General features: G+C 35.0%; 7 protein-coding genes. All 7 read right to left on the bottom strand.

Going from position 1 to position 17,537, the window contains the following annotated elements; translation table 11 throughout:
* Positions 1 to 66: 66 nt before the first annotated feature.
* Positions 67 to 2,451 (bottom strand): ABC transporter permease, encoded by a 2,385-nt coding sequence (locus tag ABID42_RS05705; RefSeq protein ID WP_367282827.1) that lies wholly within the window; start codon positions 2,449 to 2,451, stop codon positions 67 to 69.
* Between the two features lie 104 nt (positions 2,452 to 2,555).
* On the bottom strand, positions 2,556 to 4,958 hold the full coding sequence (locus tag ABID42_RS05700; protein ID WP_367282826.1) for an ABC transporter permease: 2,403 nt from the start codon (positions 4,956 to 4,958) through the stop codon (positions 2,556 to 2,558).
* Between the two features lie 185 nt (positions 4,959 to 5,143).
* Positions 5,144 to 7,528, bottom strand: coding sequence for an ABC transporter permease (locus tag ABID42_RS05695; protein ID WP_367282825.1), 2,385 nt, complete (start codon positions 7,526 to 7,528; stop codon positions 5,144 to 5,146).
* Between the two features lie 12 nt (positions 7,529 to 7,540).
* On the bottom strand, positions 7,541 to 9,910 hold the full coding sequence (locus ABID42_RS05690) for an ABC transporter permease (RefSeq protein WP_367282824.1): 2,370 nt from the start codon (positions 9,908 to 9,910) through the stop codon (positions 7,541 to 7,543).
* Positions 9,911 to 10,034: 124 nt separating this feature from the next.
* Positions 10,035 to 12,452 carry an ABC transporter permease gene (locus ABID42_RS05685; RefSeq protein ID WP_367282823.1) on the bottom strand — a complete coding sequence of 806 codons (2,418 nt, stop codon included), beginning with the start codon at positions 12,450 to 12,452 and terminating at the stop codon, positions 10,035 to 10,037.
* 116 nt (positions 12,453 to 12,568) lie between these two features.
* Positions 12,569 to 14,953, bottom strand: coding sequence for an ABC transporter permease (locus ABID42_RS05680; RefSeq protein ID WP_367282822.1), 2,385 nt, complete (start codon positions 14,951 to 14,953; stop codon positions 12,569 to 12,571).
* A 116-nt stretch (positions 14,954 to 15,069) separates the two neighbouring features.
* A complete protein-coding gene (locus ABID42_RS05675) occupies positions 15,070 to 17,454 on the bottom strand; it encodes an ABC transporter permease (protein WP_367282821.1) in 2,385 nt (794 codons plus the stop codon).
* Between the last annotated feature and the right edge of the window lie 83 nt (positions 17,455 to 17,537).

Below are 17,537 nucleotides of genomic sequence, written 5' to 3'. Positions count from 1 at the left end.
AGTGAAGATAATCAGGCAAAAAGAGATTCTGAATTAGCTTAACTTTTTTTAACATTTCAATAGAAATTACTCCGTCCTCAAACTCTTTACAGGATTGGCTAAAGCTGCTTTAATGGCTTGAAAACTTACCGTCAATAAAGTGATAACTAATGCTCCTAAGCCAGAAATTGCGAAAGTCCACCAAGAAATTTCTGTTCTGTAATCATAGCTTTGTAACCAATTGTTCATATAATAATATGCGATTGGTACTGCTGTTAAGAGAGAGATTAATACGAGTAATACAAACTCTTTTGAGAGCAATGTCCATAAATTCAAAACGGTAGCACCTAATACTTTTCTGATGCCAATTTCTTTAGTTCTTTGCTCAGCTACAAAAGACGCTAATCCAAACAAACCTAAACAAGAAATAAAAATAGCAAGTACTGCAAAGAATGAAGTCAGTTTACCGATTCTTACTTCGTTAAGAAATTTTAGATTATATTCATCATCAACAAACCAATAATCAAATGGAGTATCAGGAGTGTATTTTTTTAATACAGTCTCAATTTGATCTAATGCTTTTGAGGAACTTACTTTAGGATTGATTTTTATATTAATGATATTTATCCACTTATAGTCTAACATAAAAACAGTTCGCAAAGCAGGTTGATACGGAGAATTCATGACCATATCTTTTACTACTCCAAGTATCTTATAGGGTTTTCCATCAATTTGCATGGTTTCGCCAACTACTTGTTTAATGCCCATAAATTTCACCGCTGCTTCGTTCAATACAACACCAGTAGAATCGGTTGAAAATGCTCTTGAGAAATCTCTACCTTCTTTAAATTGCCAACCTACAGTTTTTCCAAAATCGTGGGTTACTGCTACTGTTCCAAAATTGCCTTGAACACTTGGGTCTTTGCCCTTCCAATCATAACCATTATTAATTGCCCAAACGCCTGTTGTAGGACTTGAAGATTCAGACATTTCTGACACTGTTCCCGTCTTTATCAAGTCATTTCTAATGGCATTATAATGTTGTATTAGCTCCTGATTATTGACAAACATGGCTAATAATCCATCTCTGTTATATCCTATTGGGCGGTTTTTAGCAAATTGAATTTGGTTATAGACGATAATTGTTCCAATGATTAATGTAATAGAAACTGTAAACTGTAAGACCACTAACACTTTCCGTGGCATAGAAGCAAAATGCCCAATTCTGAAAGTGCCTTTTAGTACTTTAACAGGTTGAAAATAAGATAAATACAAAGCTGGATAACTTCCTGCCACAAAACCAGTCACTAAACTAAAGCCTAAACCTAAAAGCCAAAAAAGCGGGTTTGTGAATAGAATGCTTATTTTTTTATCAGCAATTTCATTGAAAGCAGGTAAACTGAGTTCAACAAGTAGTAAGGATAAAATAAAAGCTATCATTACTACCAAAAATGATTCAGTAAGGAATTGGGTTATTAACTGTCCACGCATAGAGCCAATCGCTTTTCTGACACCTACTTCTTTCGCACGTTTTTCTGAGCGAGCAGTACTTAGGTTCATAAAATTGATACAAGCTAAGAGCAATACAGCTATTCCAATGATACCAAATAACCAAACAAATTCAATTTGTCCTCCTGTATTGACACCATTTTTAAATTCAGAATATAGATGCCATTTCTTCATAGGATGAAGAAATACTTCGGGTTTAAAAGCAGCATTAGCTTTATCTACTTTATTAAGTTTAACATCTTTTATTTTTGCAGAAACCTTATCCACATCAGCATTATCAGTCAATTGTGCATAAGTTTGAAAAGCATTACTTCGCCAAGGATTAGAGAGTTTTTCATCCCAATTTTCATTTTTAATGTAAAGGTCCCAAGGAGCGATGAATGCTAAATCATGGAAGTCGGAATTTTTGGGAATGTCTTCATAAACGCCTGTTACTTTTAGCGTAAATTTATTATCAATTCTAAAAGATTTGAATAAAGGATTTTCATCACCAAAAAATGCTTTTGCTGTGGATTCATCAATCAAGATAGATGATGGATCTTTCAATCCATTGTTTGTTCCTTTCAGCATTTTTAAGCTTAGCATTTCTGGGGCTTCAGCTTCAATGTATTCGCCTCGTATAGAAAGCTTTTTATCACCAAACTTCAAGATATGCTTTTCTCTTCCAGAAGACATGAGTACGAATTTGAAATCACTTCCATATTTTTCACGAATTTCTGCTCCGAGTAAATAAGGATTAGATGTCTGAGTACCCACTTCACCATTAAAGGTTTGGTGTTGCATTACTTGTACAATCTTGTCGTAGTTTTTATGATATTTATTGAATGATAATTCATCATGAATCCACAAACCAATCAACATTGCTACTGCCATGCCAACGGCTAATCCACCAATATTGATAAAAGAGTAAACCTTGTTTTTGACAAGATTACGTAAGGCTATTTTGAGGTAATTTCGTAACATAATGATATGACTTTAGAATTGATGGCTAAATGACTAAAGGATTTTAGATTTGGAATTTTGGCGAAAAGTACTCCTCACTTCGCACTCAAAACTCTCAACTCAAATTACTCCGTCCTCAAACTCTTCACAGGATTTGCCAGCGCCGCTTTTATCGCCTGAAAACTTACTGTTAATAATGTAACGGTTAATGCACCCAAGCCAGCCAGTACAAAAATCCACCAAGAAATATCAGTTCTGTACTCATATTTTTGTAGCCAATCGTGCATAAAGTAATAGGCAAGTGGCGTAGCCGTAAGCAGAGAAATAATCACCAAAACCAGAAAATCTTTTGATAATAAAGACCATAAATTCAAAATGGTAGCACCCAATACTTTTCTGATACCAATTTCTTTGGTTCGCTGTTCTGCTACGAAAGATGCTAATCCGAACAAACCTAAACATGAAATAAAAATAGCAAGTGCGGCAAAAAATAAAGCTAATGTTCCAATGCGTTCTTCCGTTTTAAATTTTCTTGCAAATTCATCATCTGCAAATTTATAGTCAAAAGGAGCGGAGGGAATATACTTTTTGAAGGTCGCTTCAATCTTTGAAATAGACTCGCTCGTACTTTTATTAGGATTCAATTTAAGGTTTATCCAATTTACATTATGCGAACTCAAGAAGTAAAAAGATTGCTTTACGGGTTTGTATGGCGATTGCATCAGCATATCTTTAATTACACCAATAATGGTGAAATTTTGTGCATCTTTACCAGTTCCTGATGTAACAGTTTTTCCGACAGGGTTTTTAATACCCATAAACTTCACGGCAGCTTCATTAATAACTAAGCCTGACGAATCGGTAGAAAAGTCTCTTGAGAAATCTCTTCCTTCTTTAAAGTTCCAGCCTACTGTTTTTCCAAATTCATGGGTAACAAAGATGTGTGCAAAGTCAGTATCTAAATTGGGGTCTTTGCCTTCCCATGAAAAACCACCTGAGTTCGACCATACGTCAGTGATTGGACTTGAAGATTCTGATAGCTCTACGATTGCACCAGTACTCTTAAGTTCGTTGCGGAGTAAATCAAATTTTCCATAAAACTCAGGTGTTTTCATCATTATCATCATCAATCCATCTCTATTGTAGCCAATAGGTCTGTTTTTAGAAAACTGTACTTGTTTGTAAATGATAATTGTTCCAATAATTAAAGCAACCGAAACTGTGAATTGAAAAACTACCAATACTTTGCGTGGAAGCGAAGAAAATCTACCAACTTTAAAAGTACCTTTTAGTACTTTCACAGGTTGAAAAGAAGATAAATACAAAGCTGGATAACTTCCAGCGATTAAACCAGTCAATAAACTAAAGCCCAAAGAAAGTAACCAGAACAAAGGATTTGTCCATAGAATCGTCATTTTTTTATCGGCTACTTCATTGAAAAAAGGCAAGGCGATTTCTACTAAAATAATTGAAAATACAAAAGCGAAAGTAACGACTAATAAAGATTCACTCAGGAATTGAATGATTAATTGACTACGAGCAGAGCCAATTGCTTTTCTAACGCCAACTTCTTTCGCACGTTTTTCTGAACGAGCGGTGCTTAAATTCATGAAATTGATACAAGCCAAAAGCAATACAAAAATGCCTACAATGCCAAATAGCCAAACGTATTCTATTAATCCTTCTGTATTTACGCCGTCTTTCCAATTAGATTTTAAATGCCAATCTGCCATTGGTTGCAAGAAAATTCGGGCATCAAAACGTCTTTCTTCCTTAGGTAAATTATTGAATTTTGAACGAAGTATTCTTTTGTTAACTGTTTCAAAATCTACATTATCAGCAATTTGAGCGTAAAGTTGAAAGGAATTATTACCCCATTGATTGTTATCTCTTGCTCTTTTTATCCAATCTTCCGAAGAAACATATAAATCCCAAGGTGCTATAAATTTTAAATCCTTGAAATTCGTATTAAAAGGTAAATCTTCATAAACGCCCGTTACTTTTACTGATAGTTTATTATCAATTTTTAGTGTTTGGTTGATAGGGTCAGCATCTGCAAAAAAAGCTTTTGCTGTCGATTCCGAAAGTAAAATAGAATTCGGGTTTTTTAAACCTTCGTTTGTTCCTTTCAGCATTGTTAAAGACAACATTTTTGGGGCATCTACATCAAAATATATTCCAGGAGTAGATAATTTTTTATCACCGATAGATAATATATGTTCGCCTTCCCACGAAGCCATCGCTATGTATTTGAAGTTGTTTCCATATTTATTCTTTAGCTCAGCACCAATCGGAAAAGGCATCGCTTGTCCAGTAAAAACTGTCCCGTTTTCTGTTTGGTGTTGCATCGCCAAGCCAATTTTATCATAGGTTTGATGATAAGTATTATAAGTTAGCTCATCATGAATCCATAGCCCAATAAGCATCGCCACTGCCATTCCAACAGCCAATCCACCAATATTAATAAAAGAGTAAACCTTGTTTCTTACAAGATTTCTAAATGCTATTTTGAAGTAATTACTGAGCATATTTTATGAGGTTAAACAGAATTAGCTAATGATAATAAACTTATTCCAAAAACAAAACCAGAAAGTTAATCGATTGATAATTAAATGCTTGTGTTTTATTAAAATAAAAAAAGTGTCCGTTTTCGGACACTTTTTGTGCGATTTTGAACACGTAGAGACATTGCATTGCAACGTCTCTACAATAGTTATTCTGTTCTTAAACTCTTTACAGGATTTGCCAAAGCTGATTTTAAGGCTTGATAGCTTATCGTCAAGATGGTGATAAGTACCAAAATCACCAATACTAAGGCAAACATCCAACCGTCAATAGCTATACGATATGGGTAACTTTCTAAGAATTTATTCGCCGACCACCAAGCTAATGGAAATGCAAAAACTACCGAAGCCAGTACTAATTTTAAGAAGTCCTTTGTGAGCATCGACACGATGGCTAAAGCATTGGCTCCTAATACTTTTCTGATGCCAATTTCTTTGGTGCGTTTTTCAGCTGAAAGTGTCGCTAAGCCAAAAAGACCGATACAAGAAATGAAAATGATAAGGATAGCCGAGAAACTAATAATCTGTTTCCATTTCGCTTCTTTTTCATATTGTTTTTGGTTACTCTGGTCTTTAAAATCGTAAATATAAGGCTGTGTTGGGCGTAAGTTTTTGAATGTTTTTTCAATGAATTTTAAACTGTTGGGCGTATTGGTTGGCTTAATTTTAATGCTTAATTGTGCAAAAGTTCCCATGTCTGGATGACAAGTGAATAATTGTGGTTTGATGGTTTCGTACAAAGAATTATAATGATAGTCTTTCACGACGCCAACTACTTGAAATTTTCTATTGCGGGAAAAGAAATCAACTGTTTGTCCGATTGGGTTTTTCCAACCTGCTTCTTTCACAAATGCTTCATTTACTAAAATTGATTGCGAAGAATCCGAAGGGAAATCTTTAGAAAAATTTCTGCCTTGAACCATTGGAATTTTTAAAGTGGAAAGATAATCTTCGTCCACAATATCAATGGCAAAAATAATTTCTTTTTTACCATTTACATTGGCAAGTGTATTCCAAGTTCCACCTTGTCGTGGAGCTACGCTTTCAATTGTTGGATTTTTTAAAAGTTCTTGTTTAAAGGTATTTGTTTCGGTACGATTCATTCTCCCTGTAGCAATTTCTACGATGTTTTTATCATTATAACCCAAATCTTGTTTAACCATAAAGTCAAATTGAGCATACAAAATAAGCGTTGCCATCATCATAAATGCTGCCAATGAAAACTGAAAAACGACTAAACTTTTCTGTAAGAAACTACCTTTTGATAATTTAAAGCGACCATAAAGTGTATCGACAGGACTAAAACTTGAAAGTACCAAAGCGGGATAAATTCCTGCCAGAAATCCTGTTGACAGAAAGAGTAAGAAGTATGAGGTAATGAGCTGTGTATCAAAAAGATATTTTATCGAAAGAGCTTTGTTGGCTAAAGTATTGAAGATTGGCAAAGCCAATTCTACCAGAACAATGGCTAATAAAAAAGCAATAAGACTCAGCACAAAAGATTCGCCCATAAACTGAAAAATCAACTGTTTTCGGTCGCCACCGACTACTTTTCTGATACCAATTTCTTTACTTCTTTTGACAGAACGAGCGACAGTGAGATTGACGAAATTGATACAAGCAATCAATAATAAAAACACTGCAAGACCAATTAATACATAAGAGTACATTGGATTACTTTCGTCTTTTAAACCATTGGCCGCTCTAAAGTCTGTTGAAAGATGAACCTCTAAAAAGGGTTGTAAACCGTATTGAATAGTGTTTTGAAAATTCCATTTTTCTTTCGCTTCAATCAATTGCCCTTTTGCTTCACGAGCATAAATATTGGCAAATTTTGCCTCCAAAGCTTTTGGATTTGCCAAAGGTTTTAAGGTTACGAAAGTATTCAGGTAAAAATTAATCCATTGGTCATCATGGCTTTTTTCACGATGAAATGGCATTAATAAATCTATTTTGATAGATGAATTTTGAGGTGATTTCTTAGTCACACCCGCAACTGTAAAAGGCTGAAACTTATCTTCATAATTGATTGACAAAGTTTTCCCCAAAGCCGATTCTTTCCCAAAGTATTTCTCGGCAACTTCTTCAGAAATCACGACTGATTGAGGATCTTTCAAAGCTGTTTTGGCTGAACCTTCTATAAAATCGAAAGTAAAAATTGAGAAGAAAGAACTATCAACTTTCAAGGCATCTTGTACCAAAATATCATTTCCCTTTTTGATATTATAAGATTCGCCTTGCAGACGAACGTAATTTTCAATTTCGGGTAATTGTGCTTTAAAAGCTGGCCCTGGCATCATGCCCGTGATACCAAATTTCTGTACTTTTCCGTCGGGAGCTGTTTCTGTAGAAGTGATTCTATAAATCTGATTGACGTTTTTATGGAAACGATCATAACTGATTTCGTCTTTTGTATAAAGTACAATCAACATACAACAAGCCAAACCAATACTTAGTCCAGCGATATTAATCAACGAAAACACCTTATTGCGTTGGAGGTTTCGGATGGCGATTTTGAAGTAGTTTTGTAGCATGGTTTTAAAGATTTATTCGTTACGAAGGCTTTTGATTGGGTTCGCCACCGCCGATTTAACAGCTTGATAACTTACCGTAACAAAAGCTAAAACAATACTTGTAAGGCTTGCTAATAGAAAAATTTCTGAAGTAAGTGAGATTCTGAAAACGAAATCTTGTAACCATTTTTGCATTGCCCACCAAGCCAATGGAATGGCGATAAAATTGGCTAAAAGTACCAATCCTAAAAAGTCTTTTGAAAGTAAGAAAACAATGTTTTTTACACTTGCTCCTAATACTTTTCGGATGCCGATTTCTTTATCTTTTTGTTCTGCCAAGAAAGTAATTAAGCCAAATAAACCCAAACAAGCGATGAGAATGGCGATACTCGTAAAGCTGAAAAACATTTTAGACATTCTGATTTCGTCACTGAAAGTTTTCTGAAAAGCTTCGTCTAAAAAGTAAAACTCAAAAGGCTTTTCGCTTGGATATTTTTCATAAAATTGTTGTACTTGAGCTACTTTGGCTTGTACATCTACTTTTGAATCTAAACGTAAATAAATACTTCCATACAAAGTTTCGGTAGCCTTTGGTGCAGAGATGGAAATCATCAAAGGTTCAATTTTAGATTTTACGCCAGTAAAATGGAAATCTTTCATAATGCCGCCTACAATACTTGGTTTGCTTCCAAATAAAAACACCGATTTCCCTACGGGATTTTTGCCCAATTCCAGTTGTTCTGCTGCTATTTCGTTGAGGTATATTTTTGAATCAAGATTTTTGCTGTCAATGGGCGGATTTTTCCATTTTAAATCAACTGTTTTGAAGAAATTTTCGTCTGAATCAATTGAAAATAATGTCACTTCTTTTTTAGAAACCAGCGATTTGGTAAACCATGAATTTACACCCTTATAAAGTGGCGTAGAAACGTGAGATACATTTTTAATTCCTGCAATTTGTTTTAAATCATTTTTAAGCGTAGCGATTTTAGAAGCAGGACTTTCTTCAATTGGAATGACCAAAACTTGGTCTTTGGTCAAGCCCAAATCCATATTTCGCATAAAATCCAGTTGTTTTTGCACAACCATTGTACAGATTATCAAGACTACAGAAACAGAAAACTGGAAAATCAAAAAGCCTTTGCGGATAACTGCACCATTTTGTTGGCTTGAAAACTTGCCTTTTAGTACTTCTATCGGATTGAATTTTGATAAAAAAAGAGAAGTATAACTGCCTGATAATAAAACACTCAGGGTGAAAATTGTAGCAATAATACCCATGAAAAGTGGACTTTTCATAAAAACAATATCGACTTGCAAGCCCAAAATGTCATAAAAAGGTTGACGTAGCAATTCCAACATCAAGAAAGCCAGTACAAAAGAGAAGAAGCAATACACAAAGGCTTCGATATAAAACTGCTTTACTAAACCAAGTCTTTCAGCACCTACTACTTTTCTTACACCTACTTCTTTAGCTCTAATCGTAGCTCGTGCCGTTGTCAAACTCATATAATTGAAAAGTGCCAAAATAAGTATCAAGATGGCTACACCTGAAAAAATGTAAGCAAACTTTGTATTTTGGTGGCCTGAAAAACTACTTCCATTATGAATTTTATCAAATTGTTCTAATGAATATTTTGAAGTTTCATCAAAAAAACCTGTTAGTTTACCTACTTGGGCAATCGATTTTTCTACTTTAGCAACAGAAGCTTGTTGATTGAGTAAAATGAAAGTTTCGAAAGATCCAGCTTTTTCCCAAATGTACTGACGTTCTTCATCCAATTTAGGATAAGTAGCCATTGAAGTAATTACTTCAAACTGAAATGTTGAATTAGAAGGCATTTGTGCAAAAACACCTGTAACGATAAATGGCTTTTTGCCTTCTAAAAGCAAGGTTTTGCCAATTGGATTTTCGTTGCCAAAGTATTTTTTCGCTACTTTTTCAGAAAGTACTAAACTAAAAGGATTTTTCAGGGCAGTATTGAAATTCCCTTCTAAAGTTTTGAATGAAAAAATATTAAAAAAAGCAGGATCGGCAAATGCGAGTTTTTCTTCTTTAAATTTAATTTCTGGATGACTACCGTTCTTGAAAGTAGGATTATCTATCTTACTAATGCGTACAAAATCTTTAATTTCAGGATTATTCTGTTTCAGCATTTCACCCAATTTAGCGTTCATTGCCGTTGTCTGAACGGTTTGTTCTCCGTATTTTGTAATAGATAAAATTCTATAAATTCTATCAGCTTTTTGATGGAATTGGTCGTAGCTAAATTCGTGAGAGACAAACAAAAAAATGAGCATAGCTGCGGCAAGCCCAGTAGCTAATCCGCCAATATTCAAGGCAGAATATAGTTTGTTTCTCCACAAATTTCGGATGGCGATTTTTAGATAGTTTTGTAGCATGGTTTTAAAGATTTTAAGATTTCAGGACTAAAAGACTTTAGGAGTTTTGATTTGGGATATGGGATTTCGGAAAAAAATCGATTCAAATCAATCCGAAATCCGACATCCCAATTCCAAAATCGAATCATTCCGTTCGTAAACTCGTCACAGGATTGGCTAATGCCGCTTTGATGGCTTGATAACTTATCGTCAACAAAGCGATAAAGAGTGCTAAAATGCCAGCCAAAACAAAAATCCAAGCACTGATTTCAATGCGATAGGCGAAGTCTTGTAACCATTTGTTCATCAGCCAATAACCCAATGGAAAGGCAAAACAGCAAGCCACTAAAACCAATTTTAAAAACTCTTTAGAAAGTAAAGTAACGATTTGGCTTACCGACGCTCCCAATACTTTGCGAACACCAATTTCTTTGGTGCGTTGTTCAGCCGTAAAAGTTGCTAAACCAAACAATCCCAAACAAGCTACAAAAATGGTAAGTCCAGAAAAGATGCTTAGAATCACACTAATTTTCTGTTCGCTTTGGTAAGTTTTTTCAAACAATTCATCCATAAAAGCATAAGAAAAAGGCTCTTCAACATTAAACTTTTGCCATTGATTTTTCAAGGAAGCCAATAAACCTTCCACATCTTTTCCTTTTACTTTGATGGTTAAACCATAAGTTTTTTCAGAAACCATCAACAAAGGCGTGATACTTTCGTGGAGAGATTTAAAGTGAAAATCCTTCACAACGCCGATAATTCTATAAGTAACTTTTAAGCCATCATTGGTTTTAAAACGAGTGATGGTATGTCCAATGGCATTTTTCCAACCAAAAGCTTTTGCTGCTGTTTCGTTGATAATCATTGCGGTAGAATCGGTAGCGAAATCTTTGGAGAAATTTCTTCCAGCAATTACTTTCATACCCATTGTTGGAATATATTGGTCGTCGATTTTGTATTCCAATGTGCGCATTACTTGCGATTCATCGCTGTCTGGATAGCCCATCGAATTATTAGAATCGCTTGGACCAGCAGGTAAATAACCCGCACTGGTTACGCTCAATACTCTTGGATCTTGTAAAATTTGCTGACGAAATACTTCTTCATTTTTGCCCAGTGACCAAGTATTTCGCATGATGAGTAATTGGTCTTTGGCATAGCCCAAATCTTTGCTTTGGATAAACTTAATTTGTTGATACACCACCGTAGTCCCGATGATTAAAGCAATAGAAATGAAGAATTGAAAAACTACTAAACCACTTCTCAGACTAATACTTTTTCCTGCCAATTTGAATTTGCCTTTCAATACTTCAACGGGATTGAAGGATGAGAGAAAAAAGGCTGGATAACTGCCTGCTAAAACACCGACCAACAATCCAAAAAGTAAAAAAGCAAGGAGTAGGAGAGGGTTTTTGAGGAAATCTAATTGTAAATCTTTCTCGGCTAAATCGTTAAAAACAGGTAAAGCTAATTGTACCAACATCAAAGAAAGTAAAAGTGCAACGATGCTTAGAAGTACTGATTCAAATAAGAACTGGGTAATCAAATCTTGTTTTATAGAACCCAATACTTTACGAACGCCCACTTCTTTGGCACGTTTGGAAGCTCCAGCCGTAGAAAGATTCATAAAATTGATACATGCGATGAGCAACATAAACACCGCAATTGCCCCGAAAATATAGACATACTGAATATTGCCACTGGCTTCTATGCTACCAGTATAACCAGCGTCTAAGTGAATACTGGTTAATGGTTGAAGGAAAAGTCCAAGTTGGTTACCTTTTTGTAAAAACTGCGAAATACTCATGCCCATCGCCGTTTGAATTTGCGGACCCATGTATTTTTTAATGACTTGAGGTAGCTTCGCTTCTAAAATTTTGTAGTCATAACCTTCTGGCAAAACCAAATAAGTAAAATAGCCAGACGACATCCAAGAAGGTTCTTTGGCATCTTTTACACCAGCCATCGAACCAAAAATGTCAAAATGGAAATGAGAATTATGCGGTACTTTGTCGATAAGTCCAGTTACTTTATAATTTTCATTCCAACTTTTGATAAATAATACTTTACCGATTGGGTTTTCATCACCAAAGTATTTTTTGGCAAATTCTTGTGTGATGACGGCGGTGTTTGGTTCACGCAAAGCCGTTTTTGCATCGCCTTTCAACAATGGCAAAGTAAAAACATTAAAGAAATTGGCATCGACAGAAGCGAAAGAATGTTCTTTGAATTTCTTGTTTTGATACACAATTTCTGGCGAACCGCTGGTGCGTAAACGAGTAGCGTCTAATACTTCAGGATAATCGTTTTTTAGCACTTGTGCCGTTGGGGGCATCACGTTTGCTTCATTGATTTTTCCGTCGTTGATAGAGGCTTTGAAAACTACTCTAAAAATTCTATCAGCTTTTTCGTTGAATCTATCATAACTTAACTCATCATACACAAAAAGCATAATGATAAGGCAAGTGGCAATTCCCAAAGCCAAACCAACGATGTTAATTGCAGAGAAAACCTTGTTTCTGAGCAAATTACGAATAGCGATTTTTAAATAATTTTTTATCATTTTTTGGGACTTTAGGATTGATGACTAAAGGACTTTTGGATTTTGGATTTCAGATTTGGGATTTCGGAAAAAATATTTCAACATCCGAAATCCGACATCCGAAATCCCCAATCAACTCATTCCGTTCTCAAACTCTTTACAGGATTTGCCGAAGCGGCTTTAATGGCTTGGTAGCTCACGGTTAATAAAGTAATTAATAATGCTCCCAAACCTGACGCTACAAAAATCCACCAAGAAATATCAGAACGATATTCGTATTTTTTCAACCAACTGTTCATGAAGAAATAAGCAATTGGCGCAGCGAGTAAAAAGGAAAGCATTACTAAAAAGACAAAATCTTTAGAAAGTAATTGCCATAAATTCAAGATTGTTGCTCCTAATACTTTTCTGATTCCAATTTCTTTGGTGCGTTGTTCTGCTACAAAAGAGGCTAAGCCAAACAAACCTAAACATGAAATAAATATGGCAAGTACGGCGAAGGTGCTGGCTAATTTACTTATTTGGACTTCATCCCCGAATTTTTTGGCATACTCCTCATCTACAAAATTGTAGTCAAATGGTTGAGAAGGATTATACTTATCAAAGACAGTTTTTATTTTACTCAAAGCCATACTTGCACTCATTTCAGGGTTGATTTTAGCAAGAATATAAGCGACATCCTCTTTGTTGAAATTATATATTGTAGGCTTTACTTGTTCATAAGGCGATTGCATAATTACATTTTTCACCACGCCAATTACTGTAAAAGGTTGCTTGAACCAAGTAATTGTTTTGCCAATAGGGTTTTTCAAACCCATTAATTTTACGGCTGATTCGTTCAAAATGACTGATGATGAGTCTGTTGCAAAAGCCTTAGAGAAGTCTCGTCCTTCTTTCATTTGCCAGCCTATTGTTTTGCCATAATCGTAAGAAGTACCAACAATTGGAATTTCTGCTAATTGATTGGGGTCTTTCCCTGGCCATTCAAATGCGCTACTACTTGACCAACTTTCTGTGGTTGGCCCAGACGTTTCGCAAATACTAACAATTGCTCCTGTTTTATATAGCTCATCTTTTACCACATCGAAGTGCTTGTGAATTTCATTAATGGCTTGTGGCAAAGACACTAATCCGTTGGTTTCATAACCTATAGGACGATTTTTAGCATATTGTATTTGTCGAAAAATGACGATTGTGCCAATTATTAAAGTAATTGAAACTGTAAATTGCATTACTACTAAAGCTTTGCGTGGAATTGAAGCAAAACGACCAATGCTAAAAGTGCCTTTCAATACTTTTACTGGTTGAAAAGACGAAAGATAAAGTGCTGGGTAAGTTCCTGCCATCAGTCCAGTAAATACGCTAAAGCTTATTCCTGCCAGCCAAAACAGTGGATTTGACCATAAAATGATGATGTTTTTGTTAGCCAGCTCGTTGAAAAATGGTAAGCATAACTGAACCAGACACAGCGAAAATATAAATGCAATAGTAACCACTAAAAAGGACTCACTATAAAACTGCGAAATCAACTGACCACGAGCAGAACCAATTGCTTTGCGAACGCCAACTTCTTTTGCCCTTTTTGCACTTCGAGCAGTACTTAAATTCATAAAATTGATACACGCTAAAAGCAAAACGAATGCTCCAATGATACCGAAAAACCAGATATATTGAATACGACCACCAACATTAAAGCCATCCTTAAAGTTTGAATACAGATGCCAATTAGCCATCGGTTGTAGAAATAGCGTAGGCTTCATTTTGGCTAATTCAGAATTAACCTTTTTTAATTTTACATCTTTTATTTTTAATGAAACTTTATCAAAATCAGCATTATCATCTACTTGAGTATAAATCTGAAAAGCATTTGCTCGCCACGGGTCGGCTATGGTTCTGACCCATCCATATCTATTGTAAAATAATTTAAAAGGAGCAATGAATGTTACTGTATTGAAAGTAGAATTCTTCGGGAAATCTTCATAAACACCCGTTACTTTTACAGTATATTGGTTGTCCATTTTAATGACTTTATCTAATGGATCTATTTTTCCAAAAAGTGCAATTGCTACTGATTCTGACAAAATGATAGAAGACGGATCTTTTAAACAATCAGCACTTCCTTTTAACATTTTTACACCAAAGACTTCTATTCCTTGTGGTTCAAAGTATGAACCTACTTTTAAAAACTTGTTATCTCCATAACTCAATACATTCCATACATCGTCCATTGACAACACTACATGCTTGAAATCACTTCCATAGTTTTTGCGGAGTTCCTCTGCTAAAGGATAAGGTACACTTTCTCTTGTTTGAACATCCCCATTATTGGTTATGTGTTGCATAACCTTAGCAATTCGGTTGTAGTTTTTGTGATATTTATTAAAACTTAGTTCATCCCAAACCCAAAGTCCAATCAACATAGTTACTGCCATCCCAACGGCAAGTCCACCGATGTTAATGAAAGAATAAACCTTATTTCTAAATAAGGTTCTCAATGTGATTTTTAAATAATTTTGTATCATTTTTTGGGACTTTAGGATTGATGACTAAAGGACTTTTGGAATTGGGATTTCTGATTTAGGATTTCGGAAAAATGAATTCAACATCCAAAATCCGACATCCAAAATCCCCAATCAACTCATTCTGTTCTCAAACTCTTTACAGGATTTGCCGAAGCGGCTTTGATGGCTTGGTAGCTCACGGTTAATAAAGTAATCAGTAATGCTCCCAAACCTGACGCTACAAAAATCCACCAAGAAATATCAGAACGATATTCGTATTTTTTCAACCAACTGTTCATGAAGAAATAAGCAATTGGCGCTGCGAGTAAAAAAGAAAGCATCACTAAAAAGACAAAATCTTTAGAAAGTAATTGCCATAAATTCAATACCGTTGCTCCCAATACTTTTCTTACGCCAATTTCTTTAGTGCGCTGTTCTGCTGTGAATGAAGCCAAACCAAATATGCCAAGACAACTAATGAAAATGGCAAGTATCGCAAAGAATGTCGCCAGTTTTCCAACTCGTTCTTCGTTTCCGAATTTCTTCGCATATTCCTCATCTACAAAAGTGTATTCAAACGGAGCTGCTGGATTATACTTTCTGAAAACTGTTTCTATTTTACTCAATGCTTCTCTTGAGCTTATTTTAGGATTTATTTTAATGATAAGAACATTTTCTTGATCACTTGAAATATGAAATAGTGATGGTCTGACTGGCTGGTAAGGCGATTGTACAACCATGTCTTTAATTACTCCCACAATTTTGAATGGTTTACCATTCCATTTAAGGGTCTTTCCAACTGGATTTTTTAACCCTATGAATTTTATGGCAGCTTGGTTCACTACGAAGGCTAATGAATCAGTAGCATAGTCTCTTGAAAAATCTCGTCCATCGACAAATTGCCAACCTACGGTTTTACCATATTCATAAGTAACGCCATTGTTCGGGAAATCAATGGCTAAATTTGGGTCTTTTCCTTCCCAATCGAAACCGCCATTTGTATTCCAAACTTCAGTAGTAGGGCTTCCAGATTCAGTTATTTCTGAAATCGCTCCAGTATTTTTTAATTCACCACGGATAGCCTCAAAATGATTATGAACATCAGGAGTTGCCATATTCATGGTGATTAAACCATCACGATTATAACCAATTGGGCGGTTTTTGGCATGTTGAATTTGGCGGAAAACTACAATCGTTCCGATAATTAAAGTAACAGAAACTGTAAACTGAATAACAACTAATACTTTACGAGGAATAGCCGCATAACGACCCACTTTGAAAGTACCTTTTAATACTTTGACAGGCTGGAAAGATGATAAATATAAGGCTGGATAACTTCCCGCAATTAAACCTGTGAGTAGGCTAAAGCTAAGACCCAAAAGCCAAAAGAAAGGGTTTGTCCATAGAATTACCATTTTTTTATCAGCTACTTCATTGAAAGAAGGTAAAATAAGCTGAACCAAAAGAATTGATAATACAAATGCAAACACTACAACCAATAAAGATTCACTTAGAAATTGAATAATTAATTGGCTACGAGCTGAACCAATGGCTTTACGCACACCTACTTCTTTCGCTCGTTTTTCCGAACGAGCGGTACTTAAATTCATGAAATTGATACAAGCCAATAGTAAAACGAAAATGCCAATAATACCAAAAAGCCATACAAATTCAATTCTTCCCCCAACATTTACTCCATTTTTAAATTCACCAAATAAATGCCATTTATTCATAGGTTGTAAGAATACTTCGGGTTTATAGCTTTTGTATTCTTTAGCAACTTTATTGAATTTAACATTGATGATTTTTTTTGAAACTTTATCTAAATCAGCATTATCAGCCAATTGTACAAAAGTTTGGGTAAAATTGCTTCCCCAAGGATCATCCATCTTTTTTATCCAAGGATTAGTAATCAGGTATAATTCCCAAGGCAAAATGTACTCCATTTCTCTAAAACTTGAATTATAAGGTAAATCCTCATAAACGCCTGTTACTTTTACTACTTCTTTATTATCAATTTTTAGGAGTTTATTCATTGGGTCTGTGTCCCCAAAATATGCTTTTGCTACTGATGCAGATAATAAAATTGAATTTGGTTCTTTCAATCCCCCTCTTGTGCCTTTTAGCATCTTTAAACTCAACATATCTGTTACTTGTGGTTCAAAGTAATTACCAGATTTAGTAAATTTCTTCTCTCCATAAGTCAGAATATGGGTTGATGTCCAAGAAGATTGTAAAACATATTTAAAATCGCTGGCATAATGACTGCGAATTTCTTCGGCCATTACCGCAGGATTAGATGGCTGAGTAGTTTTTTCTCCATTATAAAGATTATGTTGCAATACTTGTGCGATGCGGTCATAATTTTCATGGGATTTATCGTAGGAAATTTCATCATAAATCCAAAGACCAATTAACATAGCTACTGCCATACCAGTAGCCAATCCTGCTATATTAATGAAGGAATAGACCTTGTTTCTGAGTAAGGTTCTTAGAGCGATTTTTAAATAATTTTGTATCATTTTTGGGGACTTTAGGATTTATGACTATAGGACTAAAAGATTTTAGATTTGGGATTTTGGTGAAAAAAACTCCTCACTCCGCA

It is taken from the genome of Arcicella rosea, assembly GCF_040543805.1.
GTDB lineage: Bacteria > Bacteroidota > Bacteroidia > Cytophagales > Spirosomataceae > Arcicella > Arcicella rosea.
Note: the sequence above shows the minus strand (reverse complement) of the source record. Positions and strands in the feature narration are given on the sequence as shown.

Bases quoted from the DNA above. Each gene is read 5' to 3' on its own strand.
- ABID42_RS05705 (WP_367282827.1), bottom strand. From the start codon at position 2,451: ATGTTACGAAATTACCTCAAAATAGCCTTACGTAATCTTGTCAAAAAC.
- ABID42_RS05700 (WP_367282826.1), bottom strand. From the start codon at position 4,958: ATGCTCAGTAATTACTTCAAAATAGCATTTAGAAATCTTGTAAGAAAC.
- ABID42_RS05695 (WP_367282825.1), bottom strand. From the start codon at position 7,528: ATGCTACAAAACTACTTCAAAATCGCCATCCGAAACCTCCAACGCAAT.
- ABID42_RS05690 (WP_367282824.1), bottom strand. From the start codon at position 9,910: ATGCTACAAAACTATCTAAAAATCGCCATCCGAAATTTGTGGAGAAAC.
- ABID42_RS05685 (WP_367282823.1), bottom strand. From the start codon at position 12,452: ATGATAAAAAATTATTTAAAAATCGCTATTCGTAATTTGCTCAGAAAC.
- ABID42_RS05680 (WP_367282822.1), bottom strand. From the start codon at position 14,953: ATGATACAAAATTATTTAAAAATCACATTGAGAACCTTATTTAGAAAT.
- ABID42_RS05675 (WP_367282821.1), bottom strand. From the start codon at position 17,454: ATGATACAAAATTATTTAAAAATCGCTCTAAGAACCTTACTCAGAAAC.